The sequence below is a fragment of the Bradyrhizobium sp. HKCCYLS3077 genome, assembly GCF_051167555.1.
Taxonomy (GTDB): Bacteria; Pseudomonadota; Alphaproteobacteria; order Rhizobiales; family Xanthobacteraceae; genus Bradyrhizobium.
Genome location: NZ_JBNPTH010000007.1, coordinates 339,443 through 360,638, shown reverse-complemented (window position 1 = coordinate 360,638; position 21,196 = coordinate 339,443). Strand labels below are relative to the sequence as shown.

At 59.8% G+C, this 21,196-nt stretch carries 20 protein-coding genes; 9 read left to right on the top strand and 11 right to left on the bottom strand.

All coding sequences use genetic code 11. From position 1 onward, the window contains the following. The first annotated feature begins 109 nt into the window (after positions 1–109). Positions 110–1,072, top strand: a complete 963-nt coding sequence (locus tag ACQR0Z_RS27620; protein ID WP_434920734.1) for a glycosyltransferase family 2 protein — start codon at positions 110–112, stop codon at positions 1,070–1,072. A gap of 910 nt (positions 1,073–1,982) precedes the next feature. On the opposite strand, the gene ACQR0Z_RS27615 is transcribed toward ACQR0Z_RS27620, so the two are convergent. The 4 genes from ACQR0Z_RS27615 to ACQR0Z_RS27600 all read right to left on the bottom strand — a co-directional run bounded on the left by ACQR0Z_RS27615 (position 1,983) and on the right by ACQR0Z_RS27600 (position 7,836). Continuing rightward, positions 1,983–2,255: a hypothetical protein gene (locus ACQR0Z_RS27615; RefSeq protein ID WP_434879640.1), complete on the bottom strand. Its 273-nt coding sequence runs from the start codon at positions 2,253–2,255 to the stop codon at positions 1,983–1,985. A gap of 388 nt (positions 2,256–2,643) precedes the next feature. Then, positions 2,644–3,294: a hypothetical protein gene (locus ACQR0Z_RS27610; protein WP_434879639.1), complete on the bottom strand. Its 651-nt coding sequence runs from the start codon at positions 3,292–3,294 to the stop codon at positions 2,644–2,646. Between the two features lie 139 nt (positions 3,295–3,433). After that, entirely contained in the window at positions 3,434–4,630 is a 1,197-nt protein-coding gene (locus ACQR0Z_RS27605; protein WP_434920733.1) for a hypothetical protein, read from the bottom strand. Positions 4,631–6,369: 1,739 nt separating this feature from the next. After that, positions 6,370–7,836, bottom strand: coding sequence for an undecaprenyl-phosphate glucose phosphotransferase (locus ACQR0Z_RS27600; protein ID WP_434920732.1), 1,467 nt, complete (start codon positions 7,834–7,836; stop codon positions 6,370–6,372). Positions 7,837–8,547: 711 nt separating this feature from the next. Here ACQR0Z_RS27600 and rfbC point away from each other — a divergent pair. From rfbC to rfbA, 4 genes are read left to right on the top strand one after another with little or no spacing between them, the layout of a single operon-like run. After that, positions 8,548–9,123 carry a dTDP-4-dehydrorhamnose 3,5-epimerase gene (rfbC, locus tag ACQR0Z_RS27595; RefSeq protein ID WP_434879636.1) on the top strand — a complete coding sequence of 192 codons (576 nt, stop codon included), beginning with the start codon at positions 8,548–8,550 and terminating at the stop codon, positions 9,121–9,123. Next, positions 9,120–10,166, top strand: coding sequence for a dTDP-glucose 4,6-dehydratase (rfbB, locus tag ACQR0Z_RS27590; RefSeq protein ID WP_434879635.1), 1,047 nt, complete (start codon positions 9,120–9,122; stop codon positions 10,164–10,166). Before rfbC ends, rfbB begins: the two co-directional genes overlap by 4 nt. A gap of 3 nt (positions 10,167–10,169) precedes the next feature. Further along, positions 10,170–11,072 (top strand): dTDP-4-dehydrorhamnose reductase, encoded by a 903-nt coding sequence (gene rfbD, locus ACQR0Z_RS27585; protein WP_434920731.1) that lies wholly within the window; start codon positions 10,170–10,172, stop codon positions 11,070–11,072. 8 nt (positions 11,073–11,080) lie between these two features. Continuing rightward, positions 11,081–11,971 carry a glucose-1-phosphate thymidylyltransferase RfbA gene (gene rfbA, locus ACQR0Z_RS27580; protein ID WP_434920730.1) on the top strand — a complete coding sequence of 297 codons (891 nt, stop codon included), beginning with the start codon at positions 11,081–11,083 and terminating at the stop codon, positions 11,969–11,971. A gap of 78 nt (positions 11,972–12,049) precedes the next feature. On the opposite strand, the gene ACQR0Z_RS27575 is transcribed toward rfbA, so the two are convergent. Further along, positions 12,050–12,664 (bottom strand): hypothetical protein, encoded by a 615-nt coding sequence (locus ACQR0Z_RS27575; protein WP_434920729.1) that lies wholly within the window; start codon positions 12,662–12,664, stop codon positions 12,050–12,052. A 1,185-nt stretch (positions 12,665–13,849) separates the two neighbouring features. Here ACQR0Z_RS27575 and ACQR0Z_RS27570 point away from each other — a divergent pair. From ACQR0Z_RS27570 to ACQR0Z_RS27560, 3 genes are all read left to right on the top strand, one after another. Beyond that, the gene (locus ACQR0Z_RS27570; RefSeq protein ID WP_434920728.1) at positions 13,850–14,122 is read left to right on the top strand and encodes a hypothetical protein; all 273 of its coding nucleotides are present in this window, start codon (positions 13,850–13,852) and stop codon (positions 14,120–14,122) included. A 199-nt stretch (positions 14,123–14,321) separates the two neighbouring features. Continuing rightward, the gene (locus ACQR0Z_RS27565; protein ID WP_434861148.1) at positions 14,322–14,660 is read left to right on the top strand and encodes a hypothetical protein; all 339 of its coding nucleotides are present in this window, start codon (positions 14,322–14,324) and stop codon (positions 14,658–14,660) included. 231 nt (positions 14,661–14,891) lie between these two features. Next, complete coding sequence (locus ACQR0Z_RS27560) at positions 14,892–15,569, top strand: ParA family protein (protein ID WP_006610486.1); 678 nt, start codon at positions 14,892–14,894, stop codon at positions 15,567–15,569. Between the two features lie 51 nt (positions 15,570–15,620). On the opposite strand, the gene ACQR0Z_RS27555 is transcribed toward ACQR0Z_RS27560, so the two are convergent. The 4 genes from ACQR0Z_RS27555 to trxB form a co-directional block, all read right to left on the bottom strand. Then, on the bottom strand, positions 15,621–15,755 hold the full coding sequence (locus ACQR0Z_RS27555) for a hypothetical protein (RefSeq protein WP_434861147.1): 135 nt from the start codon (positions 15,753–15,755) through the stop codon (positions 15,621–15,623). Between the two features lie 103 nt (positions 15,756–15,858). Further along, positions 15,859–16,764 carry a 4-hydroxy-tetrahydrodipicolinate synthase gene (dapA, locus tag ACQR0Z_RS27550; protein WP_434920727.1) on the bottom strand — a complete coding sequence of 302 codons (906 nt, stop codon included), beginning with the start codon at positions 16,762–16,764 and terminating at the stop codon, positions 15,859–15,861. Between the two features lie 434 nt (positions 16,765–17,198). Then, on the bottom strand, positions 17,199–18,122 hold the full coding sequence (locus ACQR0Z_RS27545) for a LysR family transcriptional regulator (RefSeq protein WP_008962929.1): 924 nt from the start codon (positions 18,120–18,122) through the stop codon (positions 17,199–17,201). 7 nt (positions 18,123–18,129) lie between these two features. Beyond that, positions 18,130–19,095: a thioredoxin-disulfide reductase gene (trxB, locus tag ACQR0Z_RS27540; RefSeq protein ID WP_434861145.1), complete on the bottom strand. Its 966-nt coding sequence runs from the start codon at positions 19,093–19,095 to the stop codon at positions 18,130–18,132. A 281-nt stretch (positions 19,096–19,376) separates the two neighbouring features. Between trxB and ACQR0Z_RS27535 the strand changes: the two genes are divergently transcribed. Continuing rightward, on the top strand, positions 19,377–19,856 hold the full coding sequence (locus ACQR0Z_RS27535; protein WP_434861144.1) for an Lrp/AsnC family transcriptional regulator: 480 nt from the start codon (positions 19,377–19,379) through the stop codon (positions 19,854–19,856). Positions 19,857–19,974: 118 nt separating this feature from the next. Here ACQR0Z_RS27535 and ACQR0Z_RS27530 read toward each other — a convergent pair whose 3' ends face one another. Beyond that, positions 19,975–20,379 (bottom strand): DoxX family protein, encoded by a 405-nt coding sequence (locus ACQR0Z_RS27530; RefSeq protein WP_434920726.1) that lies wholly within the window; start codon positions 20,377–20,379, stop codon positions 19,975–19,977. 252 nt (positions 20,380–20,631) lie between these two features. Beyond that, positions 20,632–21,108, bottom strand: a complete 477-nt coding sequence (gene greA, locus ACQR0Z_RS27525; RefSeq protein ID WP_434861142.1) for a transcription elongation factor GreA — start codon at positions 21,106–21,108, stop codon at positions 20,632–20,634. Positions 21,109–21,196: the final 88 nt, after the last annotated feature.

Below are 21,196 nucleotides of genomic sequence, written 5' to 3'. Positions count from 1 at the left end.
ACATGACCTGCATCTTGATCGCAGCCTACGCTATGGCCAAATTGATGCTCTGCCTGGATTTGCGTCTTAGGCTAGCGCATTCCCTGGGCGCTGGCGCCGGATGGCCGCAATGATCAATTCAGCCATAGTCGACGTGATCGTCGCCGTCCGCAACAATGCAGGCACGATTGAACGTGCTGTACGCTCCGCGCTTGCCGAGCCGGAGGTCGGACGCGTGATCGTGATTGATGATCAATCGACGGATGGTACGGCTTCGGTCGTGCGGGGACTGTCTTCTGGGCAATTCACCGGCCGAATCCTGCTTGAGCAGATGCCAAGCAATGTCGGGCCGGCAGCAGCGCGCAATCGCGGGTTGGAGCTCTCCGAGGCAGCCTTTGTAGCTATCCTGGATGGGGACGATTATTTCAAGCCGGGTCGGATCCGGGCTCTCCTGGAAAGGTCGGACGGCGCGGACTTCGTGGCAGATGATCACCTGCAGGTCAGAGAGGGAGAACGAGAGGACGCCAGCTCCACCACTTTTCTACTCGGTATCGAGCGGGAGATCATCCTGGATTTTGAGACGTTCGTTGCAGGCAATATCAGCCGTTCGCGACAGTTGCGAAAGGAGTACGGATTTCTGAAGCCTATTATCCGGCGCGCCTTTCTGGATCATCGTCAGTTGCGCTACGATGAGAAGCTGAGGCTGGGTGAGGATTTTGCGCTTTATGCAAGAGCTCTGGCTTCAGGCGCAGTTTTCCGGGTGGTGCCGTCGAAGACATACGTCGCCATCGTCCGGCCGGGATCGATCAGTAGTAACCACACGAAGTTCGACCTTGAGTGTTTGCGGGATAGTGATCGCGAACTTGAGAAGTTTGCATCTCTCACGCACAAACAGAGATTGCTCATTCAGGAACACTCTGCCTCGATCGATTCCCGCGTCCAATGGCTGAACCTGATCGATGCAGTCAAGGCGCGCAACATAGAGGCTTTTGTGTCTGCATTCCTCGTTCGCTGGTCCACATCCTTATATTTGCTTGGACTTTTGCTCGAGCAGGTGTTCCTTCGGTGTAAACGCCTACTGATTGGACGTTAATCCGCCGATCGATCCTGATCGATGTCGGTCAGCGGCTGCGCCGAATCTAGATCGCAGGAGATGCCGACCCTGTCGACGCGGAAGGGACGTTGAGCTGATCGGACGCTCAGAGTGTGCTCTCTCCCTCTTGAGATGACCCCCGCGGGCATCAGTCATCCTGCGAACACGTCACAGTTCACGCCATTGGGCATTGCTGCGGGTGCGAAAGCTTGATGGCACTCACTATCGCAAAGTCTTGATCTTGCGACCGGACATCAGATGTCAACATCTCGATCGCCTTACTAATTGTGTCAACGTCATTCGACGCAGGGGCAAGCGAGCTCGCTACTGGACACGAACGCATCGGTCGTTGCGCTTGACCCAAGTAGCCATAGCGCACTAGCGGGATGTGCGGACGATGCTTCGCTTCATTGCAGCATGAGATCACGGGTCTGCTACGCGGAGCAACGCGTTTCTGTCCTTCCGTGAGTGCTCGTATGATTTGTGGCGACAACAAGACAAGAGTAAGCGTAACGAACGGCGCGGTGTACTAAGCTTGTATACCAGTTTGGCCTTTTCCCGGACGCAAAACGTCCGCAACGGGGCCGCATTTTTGACCGACCCATCAAGCTTGCGGCAGTCCCGTGCACGGGACGATCAGCGGGAGCCGCTCGAAAGCCTTACGGAACATCCTGCACCGCGGGACGTTTGGTCCGAGAGGAGGTCTTGCAATGTCCACCATCGCTATTTGGGTTGGAAGTTGGGTGCTTCTGAATGGATTGGTCGCGGCCGCTCTGATGTCCCGACGCTCCCGCCCAGCAGTAAGGAGGTCACTCATGAATTGGGTCATGACCCGCCGGTCGCGACCCAAACCATTTGCGCGGCAAACACGAGCGCCTTTGGGCCGGTAACTGCAGGTCTCCAGATCAAGTCAACTCTCATCCCCAAGTTCGACCTCCTGTTGCCGGGTGACGACCAGAGCAGAGAGCGCGGCGCCTGAGCGCTCACGGTCCGCTCCGCCATAGCGCACCCCTTTGACGGCCCAGTTAGGGCCGCCTCGTTCCTTTGGCGTGACTTTCTCGACGATAACGGCAACGAAGCGTTCGCATGCGGGGTCACTGTTACGGACACCCTCCGCAAGTTCATTTTCGAGTGCGGACCGCGCCATTGGCTTCCGAGCCGATTTTTCAGTTCGCTTCAACATGTAGTGCTCCTTTACAGGAACGGCTGGCTCCGCCGTTCCCAGGCCGCGGAGCCTCAATGCCGCAGATTGGCATAGCTCGAACGTAGGGCTCAAGCAGGATCATGGCGTACTTCCGGTCTATATGGCACGTCAGCTCGGCCTTCGATCGGACTAACGAATATCGTCGACGGCTTAGAAATGAGACGCTTAGCTGGAAACGAATAGTTCAAACCGGCCAGCGTGAGTGCGGCAATTTAGGAGGCGAACTAGTTCGTAAGCAAAACGTGATGTGACTGTCTTCGGTGTCCGAACGCCGATCATCGGAACGCCAGGAATTCAGCAAGAACGTCCGCAACGCCTCATCCGGTTATGGGAGAAATCAGCTGAGGCTTATCTCTGCGCTAAGTCCTTAGCGGGGATCGGCATAAAAGCGGTCGAGCGCTGCCCGGCAGAGTTGCTCGTCGAAATCGGATCGTTTGCGAAACTCAGCCATACAGCCGTGCATCGCGACGAGCTCGCCGAATTGCTCGATTGCGCTGTAGTCTCTGCCTTCGTAGTCATCCACTAACAGCTTGGTGGTGCGGTCGATCTGTAACAGGCTCTGAAGGGCACAGGCGACGCGAAAGCGGCCGTCTACAAGGACCAGGTCAGGCATATCCTGGAGCACTTTCCACGGTGCTTGCGGCAAGCTTTTCCATCTTGCGATCCTGTTGGCGGTGGGGACGTCGAACACCGGATAGCCCCAGTCGCGCGTCAATCCGATATCTGGCGTAAGGATCGAGATTTTTGCTGTTGTTTCTGGCAGTGCCTTTTTTACGGCTCTGGCGAATACCGGGTCCGGCTCCACGCTGACTAATTGGGAGACATACTTCGCCGCCATAACAGTCGAGCCGCCGCTGCCGTATTCCAGATAAATTCGGCTGGAACGGATTGCTGTCGAAAAGAAACTAAGGCCACCTTCGTCGAAAACCGGCGTCTGACCGACAGAGTAGCCGAGAAGATACTTCTGCGCGACAAAGCAAGCGGCCCGAAAATAGTGGGGAAGCCGGTTCAGATTCATGAATTTTACCTTGAAGCGGCGTCTGTGGCTATCATCGACTACGGACGCCCGCGGACACCAGATGCTATTAGGCTCGAGGTTCTTTGGGCGAGCCCGTCGACGGAGAGGTCTGAGCGCAAACTTACGGCGTTCCCCGCGCTCAGGGCTTGGTGTTGCATTCGGAGTAGAACGATCCGTTAACAGCATCGGTCCGCTCGAGACATTGGGCCAATTCAGTCACGGTCCCGGCTACGGTGAAATCATAGGCTTGCTCTCGGAATGCCAGCACATAGCGCCCAGGCGGAAGCGAGAAATCGACTTTGTCGGATTGGGCGAGAAGCATTTCTGGATTGTTGGCAATTGGGCGCAATCTGAGCTCGTAGAATTTGTTGCGGATATTCCACGCATCGGAAATTGGCGTAACCAACAGTTTTCCCTTAGCATCGAATGACAGCGCGCGACTCACCCGTGCCACGACCCGCACCTCCAAACGTTCCGGCGCATTACCGGCCAGATCGCGCCGGAACAAAACGAAACGGACTTTGCCGTCGGGAAGGGTGGTGCGGCTCGGGTGATTGAGAGGGGTCGAAATCGAAATCCGTTTGTCGGGGACACGTTCGGGAAGCAGTTCCAGCTCCTTCAGCTCGTTCTCCGCAATGGCATAGATGCCGTAATCTCCAGGAACCGGGAAACCAAGTGAGGGTGGAGGAGACGGGGCTTGGCTTGATCCGACGGCGGGTGCCGAGCTAGAGGCCTGCAAGTTCGCAGGCGCGTCCACAGGCGTGCTTATGTGCAACGCAGCGGGCGATTCACGGCGCCCCCAGATGGTATCTCTTTGCAGGATGATGGTCAGGATGCCGGCGATCAGCGCCACGCTGAAGCAGAAGCGTGCCAAATTCGCCAGCAATCCGGCCCGTGGCGCCTGGATGTACGCAATATCTTGCCCCCAATGCGCCCGCGCCGGCAAAATGATGTCCTCAGTCGCAGGAGTCATCGGTGCTGCGACCGATGGGAGGGATCTTTCGGATTCGTCTGGAGGCGTCGCCCGGTGCGACAACCTGGCGGTCGGGGGCGGGGGAGCGAGTCCTTCGCGTTCGACGCGCCTTGCCTCAAACTTCTCAACCCCTTGAATTGCGGTCTCGAGCGCCGCCACAAGCCGCTCCTGATCGGCTGCATCCAGCCAGGGGCCCTGATCCTTGAGTCGGGAGCGGGCAAACTCGTAGACCGTAGAGCGAAGCTCGGCCGGATCCTCGGTAAGACGATGGATCATGCGCTGCAAGGTCAGCGCATATTCGATTTCCTGCGCAAACGGGGAAACGGTCTTGTCCTTGTCGACGCTTGACAATTCCGGATTCATAGCGCCTGTCCCTGCCTCCATGGGGCGAGGATAGCGATAGATTGCGTCTAAGCACAGGGGGGTTAAGGCGTCATATCCCATGCCGACGGTCTGGGGGTGGCTTTACCAGCACTCGCAGAGTCGTATAGGTTGGCAGCCGGAGATGAGGTTTCACTTTGGAGATAATGACGATGATGTACGCCAAGGCAAAGATAGCGATGGCTGCGACGGTCGCGATTGTTGCTATGGCGTCATCGGCTCCCGCAATGGCGCGTCATCGGCTCTATCCGCTGACGCAATGCGGTCCCAACCTCGAGCACTTGTGCCCCCTTCATGGGTCCTTTGAGGGCGCTCCGTTCCACTACAATCTTGCGATCCATCCGGGGTGCATCAGGACCGTTCCAGTTCAAACGGCGTATGGTGTGGATCGTCGCCGGGCAATCGTCTGTGGCGCTCCCGCGCGCGAGATGATCTGGTGGTGACGACACAAAGCCTTGCAGTCGCAGACCCGACTTCTACCTGATGGGCCCCTGCTGGGTTGAGCGGTTTGTCGTCGAAGGTTGAGCAGGCGTGTTCCTGATCGGTCCGTTGTTAATTGGGCCCTGGTTGATACCATGCGCCGAATACGGCGCATGGTCGCGCCGAATATTGCCATTGGCATCTCTTTGAGACGTGACGCCGGATTGGGCCGTGGCGGGACCCAACGAAATTGCCAGCCATAGCGCCGTCAAGCTCCATTTTGTCAGGACACTCAACATCTTTGTCTCCTCCCCTGGCAAGCATTCCCAAAGGTCACTAATCGTACCAGCTTGATGGACACGAGGCGAGGCGATCCTTAGGGTCGAAACGTACGAGTCGTGGAAGCTGACGTGGGGTGCCGCGAGAGCTGAAGGCTAGGCTTGCGACCGATCAGGGAGCTTTCGATGGAGTGGGTTTTGCTGGTTTCGTTACAGTGGGTCGTGTTTGGAAGCCCAACACAACCGACGACACAGGTGATCGACTCTTTCCCATCCGAGCAACTCTGCAACAAGGCTGCCGAGGCCATAAGGGCTGAGATCAACACTCCCATCAGCGGCCAACAACGGCTTCAGACAATTGGACGGGTGATCTGCTTCATGCGGAAAGACGGCGCGCAGCCTGCCCGCTGAACTGGAACCGATAGCTCCAATAGATCGCCGGTGGTCCCCTCCGCTGAGGATCAATCCCGTGGATAAGCTCGTTGGAGCACATGTCCGGCTGTCAAAAGGACCAATACAGCCAAGCACATCATCAAGGCTGCCGACCGGATCTCCTCCCGCGAGAAGCCAGCGTAGACGTGAGCTGTGTGCCTGAAGAAGGCCGCGCTCGCGATTGCCGCGCCGAGCGCCAGCGTCACATGCTTGAAGCGGGAGTTGAGGGCAGCGATCATTGGTCGACACTTCAGGTTGTTGCGTCTCAGAAGCTCAGTTAACCATGTCAAAATCGGCGCAGATATGGCAGTCGCGCCATGTTGATCGCCTGTTGCGGCCACCAAAGTGGCCTCTGGTGGGCCAATTCGGGCGAAACGGAGCGAAACCAAGCTTAACCTGACGAAATCTCGCTGTTCAATACAATTAATGGATGGCCTCTGTGACCTGGATCGCCTTCTGGTATCGAAGCTCTGCGCTGGGCACAGAGCTGGAGCCGCTGAGACGGCGTCAGGTCCTTCATGAGACTAGATTTCAGAACAGCCTTCTCTGCGACGAGTCCATCTGCATCAGCGATTGGAGCTGCGGGCCGGCTCAGAACGCATTTCTTTTGCGTAGCACTTCAAAAAACGTCTTCATGATGATCTGTACATCGAGCCAAAGGCTCCAGTTGTTGATATACCAGAGATCCATCTCGACCCGCCGTGAAATGAGCTCGAGCGAGGGGGTAGCGCCGCGAAGGCCATTTACCTGTGCCCAACCGGTCATGCCCGGCTTGACGTGATGACGAAATGCATAGTCCTGCAGTAGGCGCTCGAATTGATTGTCGTGGGCAATCGCGTGAGGGCGGGGGCCGACGAGCGACATGTCCCCGCGTAGCACGTTGACGAGTTGAGGGAGCTCATCAATGCTAGCGCTTCGAAGATATGCGCCGATACGTGTCACCCGCGGATCGTTACGCGTAGCCTGGGTGACCGTATCGCCGTTTTCCAGGACGGTCATTGTCCGGAATTTGAACATGACGAACTGGCGGCCATTAAACCCCTTTCTGTTCTGAAGAAAGAAGATCGGGCCTTTGCCGTCGAGTTTGATCGCAAGGGCTGTTAAAGCGATGATGGGACTTAATAAGATCAGGGCCATCAGGCCTATCACTATGTCCATCATGCGTTTGACGGTGCGCTCGACACCACTCAGCGGAGCTCTTTGGATTTCCAGCGAAACGACCCGCTGCTGGGCAGATGGAGCATAGTCGCTCAAGGCGCGGATCTGCCTGTCAGGCAGCAGCCGGACTGACACGGGAAAAGCCTTCATCTGCTGTCGCAAATACTCTAGCCGCTCTGGCGAGTTCCAGGGAATCACGAGCAGGACCTCTGAAACCTCGTGCTCCTGCATGAACTTGGCAGCCGTTGCGACAGCCTTCAGGTCTCCCGCCGTCTGATTTTCGGCGTCCAGCGCCGGGCTGAGCGCTACGCGATGCACTTCGGCGGCGCCGAACAAAACGAGAAGATCTCTCGGTTCGAGCGCATCCAATTCCAGGGGAGTACCAAGCAGAATGAGATCGCGTCGGCCGATCACGCCACGGCCGACTGCGTCTTCAAGGATGCTCTTGGCCAGCTTCCTGCCAGTCAGGAGGCCGGCGGGTGCGGTCGCCAAGAACAGCAGGAAAGCGCCTCTCGAGAATGAGGTGCCGACTTTGAACAGGAAAGCAAAAAAGGCCAGCATCAGCGCAGTTGTGAGCCATGAGAAGTTTATCTCAAGGAACTCAACCGACGGCTTCGCAGCGCTTTCAAGATCGTAGTAGCCGTGCCCGCTGAGCCGCACGATGTGGAGAAAGCTCGCAGCGAGGCCAAGCGCGAAATAGGCCGACAGGTCGGGGATTGGAGTATCTGTAAGCCAATGATAGGTAAAGCAGGCCGACAGACTCGCGATCAGAATGATAGTCGCGTCTGCCGTCGCCAGAACATAAGTAACTGCCTGGCTCGGAAGCGGAGCTTGGATCGGGGCGACCGCGGAGTCGCCAACCTCCTGCTCGGCATCGCGAACCTCTGACCGCATAGACATCAAAGAACCGTTCCGCATTCAAAAGGTGAGCAGCCAGTCTGATCTCAACTTGCAGAAGTAATTTTCCACCAATACGGGCAGACTAGTCTTGAGGGCAGTGCAATGCAACCTCATGTCCGGCGCAGAACGGTATTGGGAGTGGGCTAATCGCAATCTCGGACCGTTTGTTCCTCATTCGACACAGTTCGCCGCTCTCCTCAAACGAGCTCGCGATGGCCGGATCTAGTCACCGAGCGAGTCCGATCGCTCCGATCGCGCGTCGTTTCGGAGGCATAAAAGCTGGACGGCGCTGCAGGCCCGCGAAGTGATTCGTTGATGTCTGCACCGGGTTGGGCTGACAACAATGAGACCTCGTGTCGTCTTCGCCCGTGTTGAAGCCCGGCGATCTCGATTGATCCGCCACGCCGCCATCATGCCGAGACTGGGATCGGGGCTGGGCAGTCGTTTTCCCAATTCGCGTTGAGGCAGGTGAAAACACGGGACTTCAATACGTCGCCAGGATTGTTGTATTTTTATCACAAGAGGAGTGGAAGCCGGAATTCGACGCGCGGGCGCGTGAGACAGCACTCTGGGTCCTGTTTTGAAGGGATCCGACTGCACTAGGCAAAGGCCGATGACGAGGGCTGGTCTGATTTTCAGCTCTTGGTATAAGTTGGCCTCAACCTTCAGCGGCCTTGTCGAGTCCTTTGATCACCTGATTGCGAGACTGGAATGCATATTGAGCGCCATGGACTATTAGGCATTCTGTCTCTTACCCCCGTGAAACATGGCGATTCCCGGGGGTTCTTTTCGGAAGTGTATCGCCGCGACCTTCTCTCGGAAGCCGGTCTGCCGAGCGATCTCGTCCAGGAAAACCACGTTTACTCCGCCCAACGCGGCGTGCTCCGCGGTCTGCATTTTCAGCGTCCACCCCGCGCACAAGGCAAGCTCGTACGATGTATTCGCGGTGCCATTTTGGATGTGGCCGTCGACATCAGGATCGGGTCCCCGACCTTCGGGCGGCATGTTGCGGTTGAGCTGTCCGCGACCAACTGGAGACAGTTGTGGATCCCGGAAGGCTTTGCCCACGGCTATGCGGTATTGGAGGCGCCTTGCGAGGTCCTCTACAAGGTTAGCGATTACTGGGATCCGGGAGCCGAGCACGGTCTCGCGTGGGACGATCCAGATCTTGGGATCGATTGGAGGCTCGGCAATCACGAAGTGATCCTATCTGAAAAAGACCGTACTCACCCCCGCCTCTGCAACCTTGCGCCCGTTTTCCAGCTCGCCGAGAAATCTTGCTCATGAAGATCATCGTCACCGGTGGAGCCGGTTTCATCGGATCGGCAGTTTGCCGGCATCTTGTATCCGATCTCGGACACACCATCCTGGTCCTCGATAAGCTGACCTATGCCGGAAACATGGCGTCGTTAGCGCCAGTGATCTCGAACCCGAACCTGTCGTTCGAGAGGGTCGATATCTGCGAGAGAGAGAAAGTACAGCAAGCCTTTTCGACCTTCGCTCCAGACGCAATTGTCCATCTCGCGGCGGAAACACATGTGGATCGCTCCATCGATGGTCCGGATCACTTCATCGAGACTAATCTCATTGGCACCTTCACATTGCTGGAGGCTGCGCGGGGGTATCTGAAGGGAAAGGGGCGTCCGAAGGCAGATCGCTTTCGGTTTGTCCATGTCTCGACAGACGAGGTCTTCGGCTCGCTTGGGGAAGAGGGGCTTTTCACGGAAACGACGGCATACGATCCAAGCTCGCCCTATTCGGCAAGCAAGGCCGGATCCGATCATTTGGCCCGAGCTTGGCACCGAACCTATGGTTTGCCGGTCATTGTCTCGAACTGCTCCAACAATTATGGACCGTATCAGTTTCCGGAGAAGCTCATTCCGCTAATGATACTGAACGCTATGGAAGCGAAGCCACTCCCCATTTATGGCGACGGTGGCAACATTCGCGACTGGCTGTTTGTCGATGATCACGCCCGTGCGCTGGCTGTTCTGCTTGAACGAGGTGCGCCAGGCGCGACCTATAACATCGGTGGACGGACGGAGCGCCGTAACATCGATGTCGTCAGACAAATCTGTCAGTGTCTGGATCGGCTGCGCCCCGCTGGCAGTCCGTATGAGCAGCAAATGGTCTTTGTGGCGGATCGGCCCGGTCACGATCGCCGCTATGCACTTGACTGCAGCAAGTTGGAGCGCGAACTCGGCTGGAAGGCCCAGGAGACGTTCGAGACAGGCATCGAGAAAACCGTTCGCTGGTATCTCGACCGTTCGGATTGGTGGGAGCCGCTACGCGAGGTCTATCGTGGCGAGCGCATCGGCGCGTCGAGGTAGCTCTTGAAGACAACCCGAATATATATTCTCGGGCGGCAGGGGCAGGTTGCCAGAGCCCTTCAGGAGGTTTCCGAGAAACGCACTGACGTGGTTGTCGGCTTCGGCGGTCGCAATGACTTCGACATTGCGGATGCCGAGGCCGTCCTGGGAGCATTGCGTAGCTTCAGCCCGGACGTCGTGGTTAACCCCGCCGCCTATACCGCAGTCGATCGTGCGGAAGAAGAATCGGCCGCCGCATTTTACGTCAATCGCGATGGGGCGAGAGCGGTTGCAGAGGCAAGCGCACGGCTGGAGATCCCAACGATCCATCTGTCAACGGATTATGTTTTCGACGGCGCAAAGCCGACTCCTTACGTGGAGAACGACGCGACCGCCCCGATCAACGTTTATGGCGCCTCGAAGCTCGCGGGCGAGCATGCGGTGGCTGTCGCGAACGATCGGCACGTCATCCTACGAACTGCCTGGGTGTATTCACCGTTCGGGCAAAACTTCGTTCGTACGATGCTTCGGCTCGCAGCTACTCGCGACACGTTGCGAGTGGTGGATGATCAGGTCGGATGCCCAACCTCCGCTCACGACATTGCGCGGGCCATCCTAGCAATCGCGGGCAGGATTGATCGGTCTGGATGGTCGACGGAATTCGGCGGTGTCACGCACATTGCCGGTCCCGATGTTGTCACATGGTGCGATTTCGCCCGCCAGATCATGCGCATTGCGGCGGCGCGCGGTGCACGGTCGGCAAATGTTGAGCCGATCACGACGCGCGATTATCCGACCCCTGCCAGACGTCCTGCGAACTCTCGTCTGTCTTGCAACCGCCTGATGGCGGTCTTCGGAGTTTACATGCCGCCGCTCGAGCAATCGCTTTCGGAGTGCGTCTCGCGCCTTATCATCGACGAAGTCTGACGAGGGGGATGAAGGTGAAGGGAATTATTCTGGCGGGTGGCAGCGGAACGCGCCTGTACCCGATGACACTGGCGATCTCTAAGCAGTTGCTTCCGGTCTATGACAAGCCCATGATCTATTACCCGCTGACAACGCTGATGCTTGCAGGCATTCGTGAGATCCTGATCATATCGACGCCTGAGGATCTGCCACGGTTCGAATCGCTGCTCGGTAGCGGGGAGACGTTGGGTTTGGAGCTGTCATACGCCGTCCAGCAGCGCCCGGCGGGCTTGGCCGAAGCCTATATCATTGGCGCCGACTTTGTGGATGGGGCTTCATCGGCGCTCATTCTTGGAGACAACATTTTCTACGGTCACGGGCTTCCCGAGATGCTCTCCCGTGCCGCCAAGCGGACCCAGGGCGCCACCGTCTTTGCATACCGTGTTGCGGATCCCCAGCGCTATGGAGTCGTCGGCTTCGACGAGACCGGTCGGGCGAACTCGATCGAAGAAAAACCCGCCACTCCCAGGTCGAACTTCGCTGTCACCGGCCTGTACTTCTATGATGGCGACGCGGTCCGCATCGCATCGGGGCTCCGGCCCTCGGCGCGCGGCGAGCTGGAGATTACAGATCTGAATCGAGTCTACCTGGAGCGTGGCCTGCTTCAAGTCGAACAGATGGGGCGCGGCTTCGCATGGCTTGATACTGGGACGCCGGACAGTCTGCTGGCGGCGTCTGATTTCGTTGCCTCGCTAGAACGCCGCCAGGGCTTGCGCATTGCGTGTCCGGAAGAAATTGCGTTCAATCGAGGCTTTATCGATCGTGGTCAGCTTGAGCGCCTTGGCGAGCGTCTTGGAAAGTGCGACTACGGGCAATACTTGCTCTCGGTCGCAAGGTCTGAGCAGCACGGTGGAAACTAGGGCTTGGATCAGCGTTGCAGCATTGTTCGGGACATGCGCGTCACCCCTTCGAGGTGACTTGCAGTGTAAAGGCGGGCATCAGGCTGTGCTGCGGTGCGCAGCCGGTCGCCACCAGCCCTTGATCAAGTTCTCCCGGGCTTCTGCTTGAGCGAGCAGATCCGGACGATACTTGCTTGGGATTGCAGCCTCCACCTTGCTTAAGGAGCGGGACGCATCTCGGGCATCGTCGATGTCGACGAAACGATGGGCTGCAATAATCCGCGTATTCGGCATCATGTGCTGAAACCCCAGATTGGCGAGTCCTCCGAGCTGCAGCAGCTCGGTTGGTGAGAGGTCGACTCTGATCTGACCTTCAGTGGGAGCCTTGCGGCGGACCCCAGCGCCGTGTCCTGTGCGCCAGCACTCCTCGGCGAGCGCCGCGCCCAAAACCCAAAGTAGCGAAGGAGTGGGGTCGGATCTTTTTTGTCTCGGATCGGAGAACTGCGCCAGATTGCTGTTGAGGTTCTTTAAAGCTGCCTGAATGTCCGGGCCGGGGTTCTTAGCAAGATGGGGCGCCATGCCGACAATGAGCTCGCGCACCGCGTCCTCAATTCCATTGTTTCGCCCCCTTGCGAAATATGAGCGGCCGCACGACCAGGCAAAGTAGAACGATGCAACCAGTAGTCCGAGCATCCCGTACAGTACGATATCCACGATGGCCCCCGTGAACTTCCCCGCATTCGGAAAAATTAGCCGATTGTTGTTAAGGTTTTTCTTAAATGAGGATGCTGCGCCTGAGATAAGGATTTTACGTCGCGTTTACTATCCGGCCTGGCAACCTCAGGTGTTAATATGATACTAATGTATTTCTCTTCATTCTAATGAAGGGGGTAAGTTATGGGCATTGACAACCTTGGTCACAGGCACTGTAAAGCCATCTGCGATGAGATAGGCGACAGATTGCGTTTTTATCTAGATCGGAGCTCTTCTGATTTGCCGTCGCGGCTTCTGGAATTACTAGGAAGATTGGAGGATCAGGAGAAGGTGGCATCGCCCTCGATCGTCCATGACCTCGAGGTAGCCGAGGTTGATAGTGATCTAGTCGTAGAGGCGTAGCATTACGTTCGCGCGGTCACTGCGTTCGCCGGCGCGCCGTCGTTCAACAGGCGCCTATTGCTCGTCTAGTAATTTATTATATCAGTATGGATTGCCTTAGCCGCTAAGGTCCGAATGTTCGTTGCTATGGCCGAACGGCGTCAGACCTGTCAGGTGCCCGTCATGTCGAGAGGCGATAATCTTCTTGTTTCATTTCTCGAGAAACGGGTTGGGCTGCCGCTTGCGCGGGTGGGCTTGTTGCCGTGCGCGGTTACCAAATCCGGACGCGGCGACGGCCTGTGCGTGGGTGCTAGTGACCCGAGAATAGAGTAGGAGGAAAATCCCGAATAGCGGCGATGCGCATTTTGCGGCATAGTGGCGTTGACCGCGCGATCTTGAGAGCCTTTCGCATCGTATGGGCCCAGCAGTCGAGGCTAAGGCAATCGCCGGTTTCTAGTCTGCTTTCATTCCATCGGGATCGTTGTCGGCGGAGCGAGACACGCTGTTCGCCGAGCGCAGGTGATCGCAGTGGCTTTGCTTCATTGACATGAAGCGCAAGCCGCGGAGGTGGCCCAAGGTGGCAAGCGATCAGCCGATCCCGCACATGACTTGCACGACCGCGTTGCAGCAGCAGCGGGCGTATTTCGGATGCGTGGTGCGCCCGACACGAGGCTGCGCCAGTACCCGGCGTTTCGGTGACGTCCTGCCAATCAAACGAAGAGTATCGCCGGGACTGCCGCAGACCCGGTCTTTCACGTCGAACAGTGAGGATCGACTGAAGGAGCTCTGGAGATAGCATGGGGAGTGGATTGGCAGAAGCCGCTGGAGCATCGTCACTCGCGGCGGCATCACGCTTCATGGGTCGTCAGACAGAACATCGCTTCTCTCGAAATCAATGGCGCGAGCATCGGGCGTGTCCCCGGGGGCATCGTCGTCACGCTCTCGGTCATGGTTGATCGGCCCGACGATGCAATTGCGGCTGGAGGGACACGGGAGCGCGGCGCGGTGATTTCTGGCAAGACTATCCATACGATCGAACAGCGCTGCCGGAAGCAATCGGGCGCGAGGATGAACTGATGGTGTCTCGGCCGGTTTGCGTGCCCTGCCGTCACACATCGGCCGGAGGAGCAGCAGCATCGAGGACGCGCTGGAGATCAATCCTTCAGCGGTCCAACCGGGCGTCGCCGGTTCGGTGTCAGGGGCGTGAAGCCGCACGCGCGCGGCTTGCGAATCCGTGGGTGTTGCAACTAGTGTCGCTGAACCGGAGGAGGGCACGATGAGGGGCGTCCTGTTGGCACTGCTGGGAGCGGCGCTGCCGGTCCTGACGATGGTTCCAGTTTCCGCGTATGCGTATACCGCCGAGCAGGAGCAGGCGTGCACGGGCGACGCCTTCCGGCTGTGTAGTTCCGACATTCCCGATGTCGATCGCGTCACCGCTTGCATGGTCCGGCGCAAGGCCGAGCTGTCGCCGCCGTGTCGCGCCCAGTTCGGTCCGCCGCCGCGCCAGGCGGCATCGCGCGCCGACAAGCCGATGAGCATTCGCCCGGCGGCAACCAGGAAGCCGGTCAATGCGCGCGCGGGCAAGACGAAGAAGTCGCGGCCGGATGAAACCTGACGCGCCGATGCGCACCACGCCGTGCAGCTTCAGCATGCAAGCACACGCGGTGAACACCGGATGTTGCCGGAGAAAGCGACATCATCGGCTGCATTTTCTGCTGACGGTGTGACTCAAAAACCAATCCGTTTCAGCAATCAGGAGTTACGCCATATCAAACGCTAAATTTATCTTCCGCGAATCAGTCCGCTGATTCATTTTCGCCGCCGGGGTCAATCTGGAGGCCAAGGTATGAACGTTATTGTTTTCGCATCGCGTAAGGGCGGTTCAGGCAAGAGCACCCTGGCCGCTCATCTCGCTGCGCAGATCAAGGCGAGCAAGTCCTGTCTGCTCATCGATGCCGACCCCCAGGGGTCGCTGACGCTCTGGCACAAGCTGCGCGGTACCAACGAGCCGCCGATCAAGACCGCCGTGAACTCGGTGAGCGCGATCGTCTCCGCCGCCCGCCGCGACGGTGTCGAGTGGGTGCTGATCGATACGCCGCCGACCATCTCGGCCGTGGTCGAGGATGCGATCAAGAACGCGACCATGGTGATCATCCCGGCGCGTCCGGGCGTGTTCGACGTCAACGCGGTGCAGGAGACGATCCAGACCTGCCGCGCCGCGCGCAAGCCCTATGCGGTCGTGCTCAACGGCGCGCCGGCGCGCCGCGACGATGCCGAGAGCCCGATCGTGACCATCGCCCGCGAGGCGCTCGCCAAGTTCAAGGCGCCGGTGTGGGGCGGCCAGATCACCAACCGCGCCGACCTGCTGATGGCGCTCGGGCAGGGCGAAGGCGTGCGTGAATATTATGCGGAAGGCCGCGCGGCGGCCGAGATCGCCCGCCTGTGGGCTGCGATCGAGCGCTCGGTGAAGGCGATCCGCGGCACGGTGTCGGCCAACGGCGCGATGCACAAGCAGGCGGCTTGATCGGGACATGTGAGTTGAACGCGCGGGGGACCGCGCGTTTTGGCAGCGAGATCAGGCGACCATCAGCAGATAGAACGCGATCGCCGGCGTGAGCGTCAGGATCACCGACCAGATCCCGATCGCCCAAAGAATGTCTTCGGTGCTGAATCCCTGACGCTCAGGGAATGGATGATCCTGAAAAGCCACGACGCCCCCGCGCTCGTTTTGAGGTTTTCAACATCGATAGCGGATCATCTTTAAACATCGCGTTTCGGACTAGGCCGCATTTGCCGACCTTTGTTAGCTCCGATTAACCACCGCCGCGCCGCCGCTCGATCTCCTGGTCGAGCCGGGCCGCGAGCGCGGCGCCGACCTCGACCATCGGGAGCCGCACCTCGGGGCTGGCGATCAGTCCGGTCCGCGCCAGCCAATACTTGGCCGGGGCGGGGCTCGGCTCGGTGAACAGCAGCCGCGTGAGATCCTCGACCTCAGCCCAGCACGCCGCGGCGGCCTCGGTCTCACCGGCCTTCACGTGGCGCAGGATGGCGGCGAAGGTCGCGGTCTCCAGATGCGCCGACAGCAGGATAGCGCCGTCGGCGCCGGCCTGCAGCGCGTCGAAGCTCTGGGCGTCCTCGCCCGTGAGGATCCGGAAGTCCGGCGGCCGGCGTGCGATCAGGTCGCGCGTCTGCATCCGGTTGGCGCAGCAATCCTTGAGGCCCGCGATGGCGGGATGCGCCGCGAGTTGCAGCAAGGTCTCGTTGTCGAGCCCGACGGCGGATCGATATGGAATGTTGTAGAGCACGATCGGATGGACGGTCCGATCAGCCAGCGCCGTGAAATGCGCCAGCAGCCCGCGCTGCGAGGGACGGACGTAGGGCGGGCTGGAGATCAGATAGAAGTCGATGGGCCATGATGCGGTTCGATCGAGTGCCTCGATCAGATCGGACGTCGCGACGCCGCCGAGGCCGAGACAGATCGGGAGGGGGCGCCCGATGCCGTCGCATTCCGCGCGGACCACCTCGACGAGGCGGGCGCGCTCGTCCCACGACAGCGACAATCCCTCGCCGGAGGTCGCGCCGAGCACCAGGCCGTCGATCGGCTTGGCCGCGTAGTGGCGGACCAGATGCCGCAGCGAGGCTTCGTCGAGCCCGCCGTCCCGGAACGGCGTGATCAGGGGAAGCCAGAGGCCGTGGAGGTGTGTGCTGCATGTCGTCATGGTCGTCTCTCAATGCTGGATGGCCGGAGACGGGACATGAAAAAACCCCGTCCTTGCGGCGGGGCTTGGTGATGCGGCGTCTGCTCGAACGAGAGTCTAGCGCGCGCGTCCACATGTCCCCAGAAGGGGAGCTTTTTTCGACGACAGTGCAATGCGCGAAATCGTGGACATAAAATTTAGATGCGCCGTGCACGACGCGCTGTCAACGACGTGAGCTCAGACGACGGCACAAAAAAATAGCCGGGCCCAATGAGCCCGGCTGGAGGTTTTGGCCAATGAGGCCGACACAATCACCTTCCAAGAGGGATTCCCGAGCGCTCACGCCACTGGAGGAGGGGGACAATGCGCAGCGCCAACGCTCAGTACTCAAGCAGTATGATCCTTCATGCGGCCCTGCAGCAACTAGGCAGGCCGCATGTCAGACATGCACAATCTCAAGCCGGCCAGCGCTGCGCTTTGCTCACGACAAAGTCACGGAACACTTGCACGCGTGCGACCGTCTTCAATTCCTCGGGATAGACGAAGTAGGTGTCGAGCTGGATCGAATCGGACTCGCCGAACAGCTGCACGAGACGGCTGTTCTCTTCAACGAGATAGTCGGGCAGCGCGGCGATGCCGAGCCCCTGCTGGCAGGCGCGGACGAGACCGAGAATGTTGTTGACCTTGAAATAGGCCTCGCGCGGACCGGAGCCGTTGCGGCCGGCATCGACCAGCCAGTTGCGGTTCTGCAGATGCGGCGCGACCTGGCCGTCGGCGAGCATGATGATGCGGTGGTCGTCGAGCTCGTCGAGGGTGCGCGGCGTGCCGAAGCGCTTCACATATTCTGGCGAGCAGTACGCATGGAAGCTGATCGCGAACAGCTTGCGCTGGATCAGGTCGGGCTGAGTCGGCTTGCGGGTGCGGATCGCGACGTCGGCCTCGCGCATCGACAGGTCGAGCTCTTCGTCGGTGACGATCAGCGAGATCCGGATCTCCGGGTACATCGCGGTGAACTCGCCGAGCCGCGGGATCAGCCAGTTGATGCCGACGCCGGGCGTGGTCGTGATCTTGAGGTCGCCGCTCGGACGCTCGCGGCTGTCGGTCAGCTTGGCCCGTGCCGCCTGCAGCTGCATGAAGACGTCATGCGCGGTCCGGAACAGCAGATCGCCTTGCTCGGTGAGGATCAGGCCGCGCGCATGACGATGAAACAGCGAGACCGCCAGCTCCTGCTCGAGCGCGCTGACCTGGCGCGAGACTGCCGATTGCGACAGTCCGAGTTGCTCCCCGGCATGCGTGAAGCTGCCAGCTTCCGCCGCTGCGTGAAACACCTTCAGCTTGTCCCAATCCATATCCGTAAATCCATCCCGTGATCGTGGCATCGTCAGTTCATTCCGCAGCGGCGCGTTCGCTCGCCGCGTGGGCGATGAAGCGTTCGGCCTCGAGGGCTGCCATGCAGCCCATGCCGGCGGCGGTGATCGCCTGCCGATAGGTTTCGTCGGCGACGTCGCCGGCGGCGAACACGCCGGGGACGGAGGTCGCGGTCGAGCCGGGCACCACCTCGACATAGCCGGACGGCTTCAGCTTGAGCTGTCCCGCGACGAGCTCGGTGGCCGGCGCATGGCCGATCGCGACGAACACGCCATCGGCCGGCATCTCGGAGACCGCGCCGGTCTTGATGTTCTTGAGGCGGACATGCGTGACCTTGGACGGCGAGCTGGCGCCGCAGATCTCGTCGAGCACGCTGTCCCAGACCACCTTGATCTTGGGGTGTTTGAACAGCCGCTCCTGCAGGATGCGCTCGGCGCGGAAATGATCGCGCCGGTGCACGACCGTGACGGTGGAGGCAAAATTGGTCAGGAAAAGCGCTTCCTCGACCGCGGTATTGCCGCCGCCGACCACGACGACCTCCTTGCCGCGATAGAAGAAGCCGTCGCAGGTGGCGCAGGCCGAGACGCCGAAGCCCTTGAACGTTTCTTCGGACGGCAGGCCCAGCCAGCGCGCCTGGGCGCCAGTGGCCAGGATCACGGTCTCGGCGAGATAGACGTCACCGGAATCGCAGGTGAGCCGGAACGGACGCTGGCCAAGCTCGAGCTTGGTCACCAGATCGGTCCGGATCTTGGCGCCGACATGGGTGGCCTGCTTCTCCATCTGCTCCATCAGCCAGGGGCCCTGGATCACGTCGGCGAAGCCCGGGTAGTTCTCGACGTCGGTGGTGATGGTGAGCTGGCCGCCGGGCTGGATGCCCTGGATCAGCACCGGCTCAAGCATGGCCCGTGCCGCGTAAATCGCCGCCGTATAGCCGGCGGGGCCGGAACCGATGATGACGACTTTGGCATGGATCGGAGCTTGCATGGCGACGAGAACTCGCTGGAAAGGGGGAGATTGACGACGCAGCGAGCGGAATGCGTGGACGAAACGCCCCGAGGCCCCATCGAAAATGTCAAATCCAAGTCTAAGCCATCTGGCAAGCTATGCAAGAATTGCAACGCATCTCGGCGAATTTTCCCTTCACGACCCGGTCAACAGGGGAAATCTAGAGTAATAAAATTGCGCAAATTGACCGGCTTGCGCTAAGAGATTGCGATCCACCCGGGGGCCCGCCTCCCGTTTGTTCCCGCCAGCCCCCAATCCCCGTGACCAAGAATCTCGACGATATCGATCTCAAAATCCTGAGCGAAATTCAGGCCGACGGCAGGATCACGAATGTGGAACTGGCCAAGCGGGTCGGGATTTCGCCGCCGCCCTGCCTGCGGCGCGTCAGGACGCTGGAGGAGGAAGGTTACATCACCGGCTACCGGGGCCTGCTCGATCCGCGCAAGCTCGGCTTCGACGTCACCGTGTTCGCCGCGGTTCATCTCTCGAGCCAGGCCGATGCCGACCTGAAGGCGTTCGAGGAGTTCGTGCGGTCGGAGCCGCTGGTGCGGGAGTGCTGGATGCTGTCCGGCGAGGTCGACTTCATCCTGAAATGCGTGGCGCCTGACATGGCGACCTTCCAGGAGTTCGTGACGCATCTCACGGCGGCACCGCATGTGCGCAACGTGCGGACGTCGCTGGTGCTGCACAATTCCAAATACGACGCGGCCGTGCCGCTCGAGGTGAAGGGCCGCAATTGAACGTGGCCGTCATTCCGGGGCAGCCCCGAAGGGCTGAACCCGGAATCTCGAGGTGGCGTCGGTAGTCTCTGGATTCCGGGTTCGATGCTGCGCATCGCCCCGGAATGACGACGTTAGATTAGGCCTTCTTGCGCAGCAACGCGTCGAGGCTGATCGGGCCGCCGCCCGCCGTCGCCAAGTAGAGGCACGAGAAGCAGAAGGCGATCGCCGCCGTGCCGTTGTTCAGGAGCGGCAGCCAGACCGGCTCACCGGTCTTGAACATGTGGCCGAGGAAATAGGCGAACGCCATCTGGCCCGAAAGGATGAACGCCACGGGCCGGGTCAGCAGGCCGACCATCAGCAGTGCGCCGAGCACCAGCTCGACCATGCCGGCGGTGTAGATCAGCGGCGGAATGTTCGCGAAGTACGGAATCACCGGAAACTTGAAGATCTTCGCCACGCCGTATTGAAACAGCAGCAGGCCGGTGATGAAGCGAAACAGGCTGAGCGCAGCCGGTTGCCATTTCGAGAGCATCTGCTCCATGTGTGATCGTCCCCCAATCCAAGAATCGTTCGATACGACGGGCCCGGATCTCGACGTCCGGCGTAGCTCGCCGATCTTGACCTAGCCCATTCCTGCAACCCCGTCACCGCGTCTGTCTTCCCGGCCCGATGAATTGACCGTGTACTGCCGAACTGGTGGGCGGATCAGGCGTCCAAACGAGAAAGGGCTGCGTCTTCGCGCAGCCCTCGTTCAGTCCAGACGTCAATGGAGCTCGTGCTCGGTGAGGTCGCCTCAGCGCCACTCGACCTTCTCGATCTCATAGGACTTGGCGCCGCCCGGAGCCATGACTTCGACCGTCGTTCCCATCTTCTTGCCGATCAGGGCACGGGCCAGGGGTGAGGTGATCGAGATCTTGCCCTTCTTGGCATCGGCCTCGACCTCGCCGACGATCTGCCAGACCGTCTTCTTCTCGGTGTCCTCATCGATCAGGGTGACGGTCGCACCGAACTTGATGGTATCGCCCGACAGCTTCGTCACATCGATGATGTCGGCGCGCGCGAGCTTGTCCTCGAGCTCGGCGATGCGGCCCTCATTGTGCGACTGCTCTTCCTTGGCGGCGTGATATTCTGCGTTCTCCGACAGGTCGCCATGGGACCGCGCTTCGGCGATGTGCTCGATGATGCGCGGGCGGTCCACCGACTGGCGCTGCTTGAGCTCGGTCTCCAACGCGGCGTAGCCGCCGGCGGTCATCGGAACCTTTTCCACCATCTCTTCTCGTCCTTCAGCCGTGCGGGCAGAGGCGCGCACGATCAGCATCTTCAGAATAGGCCATTGCGGCTCAAAGCAAAGCCTGAAA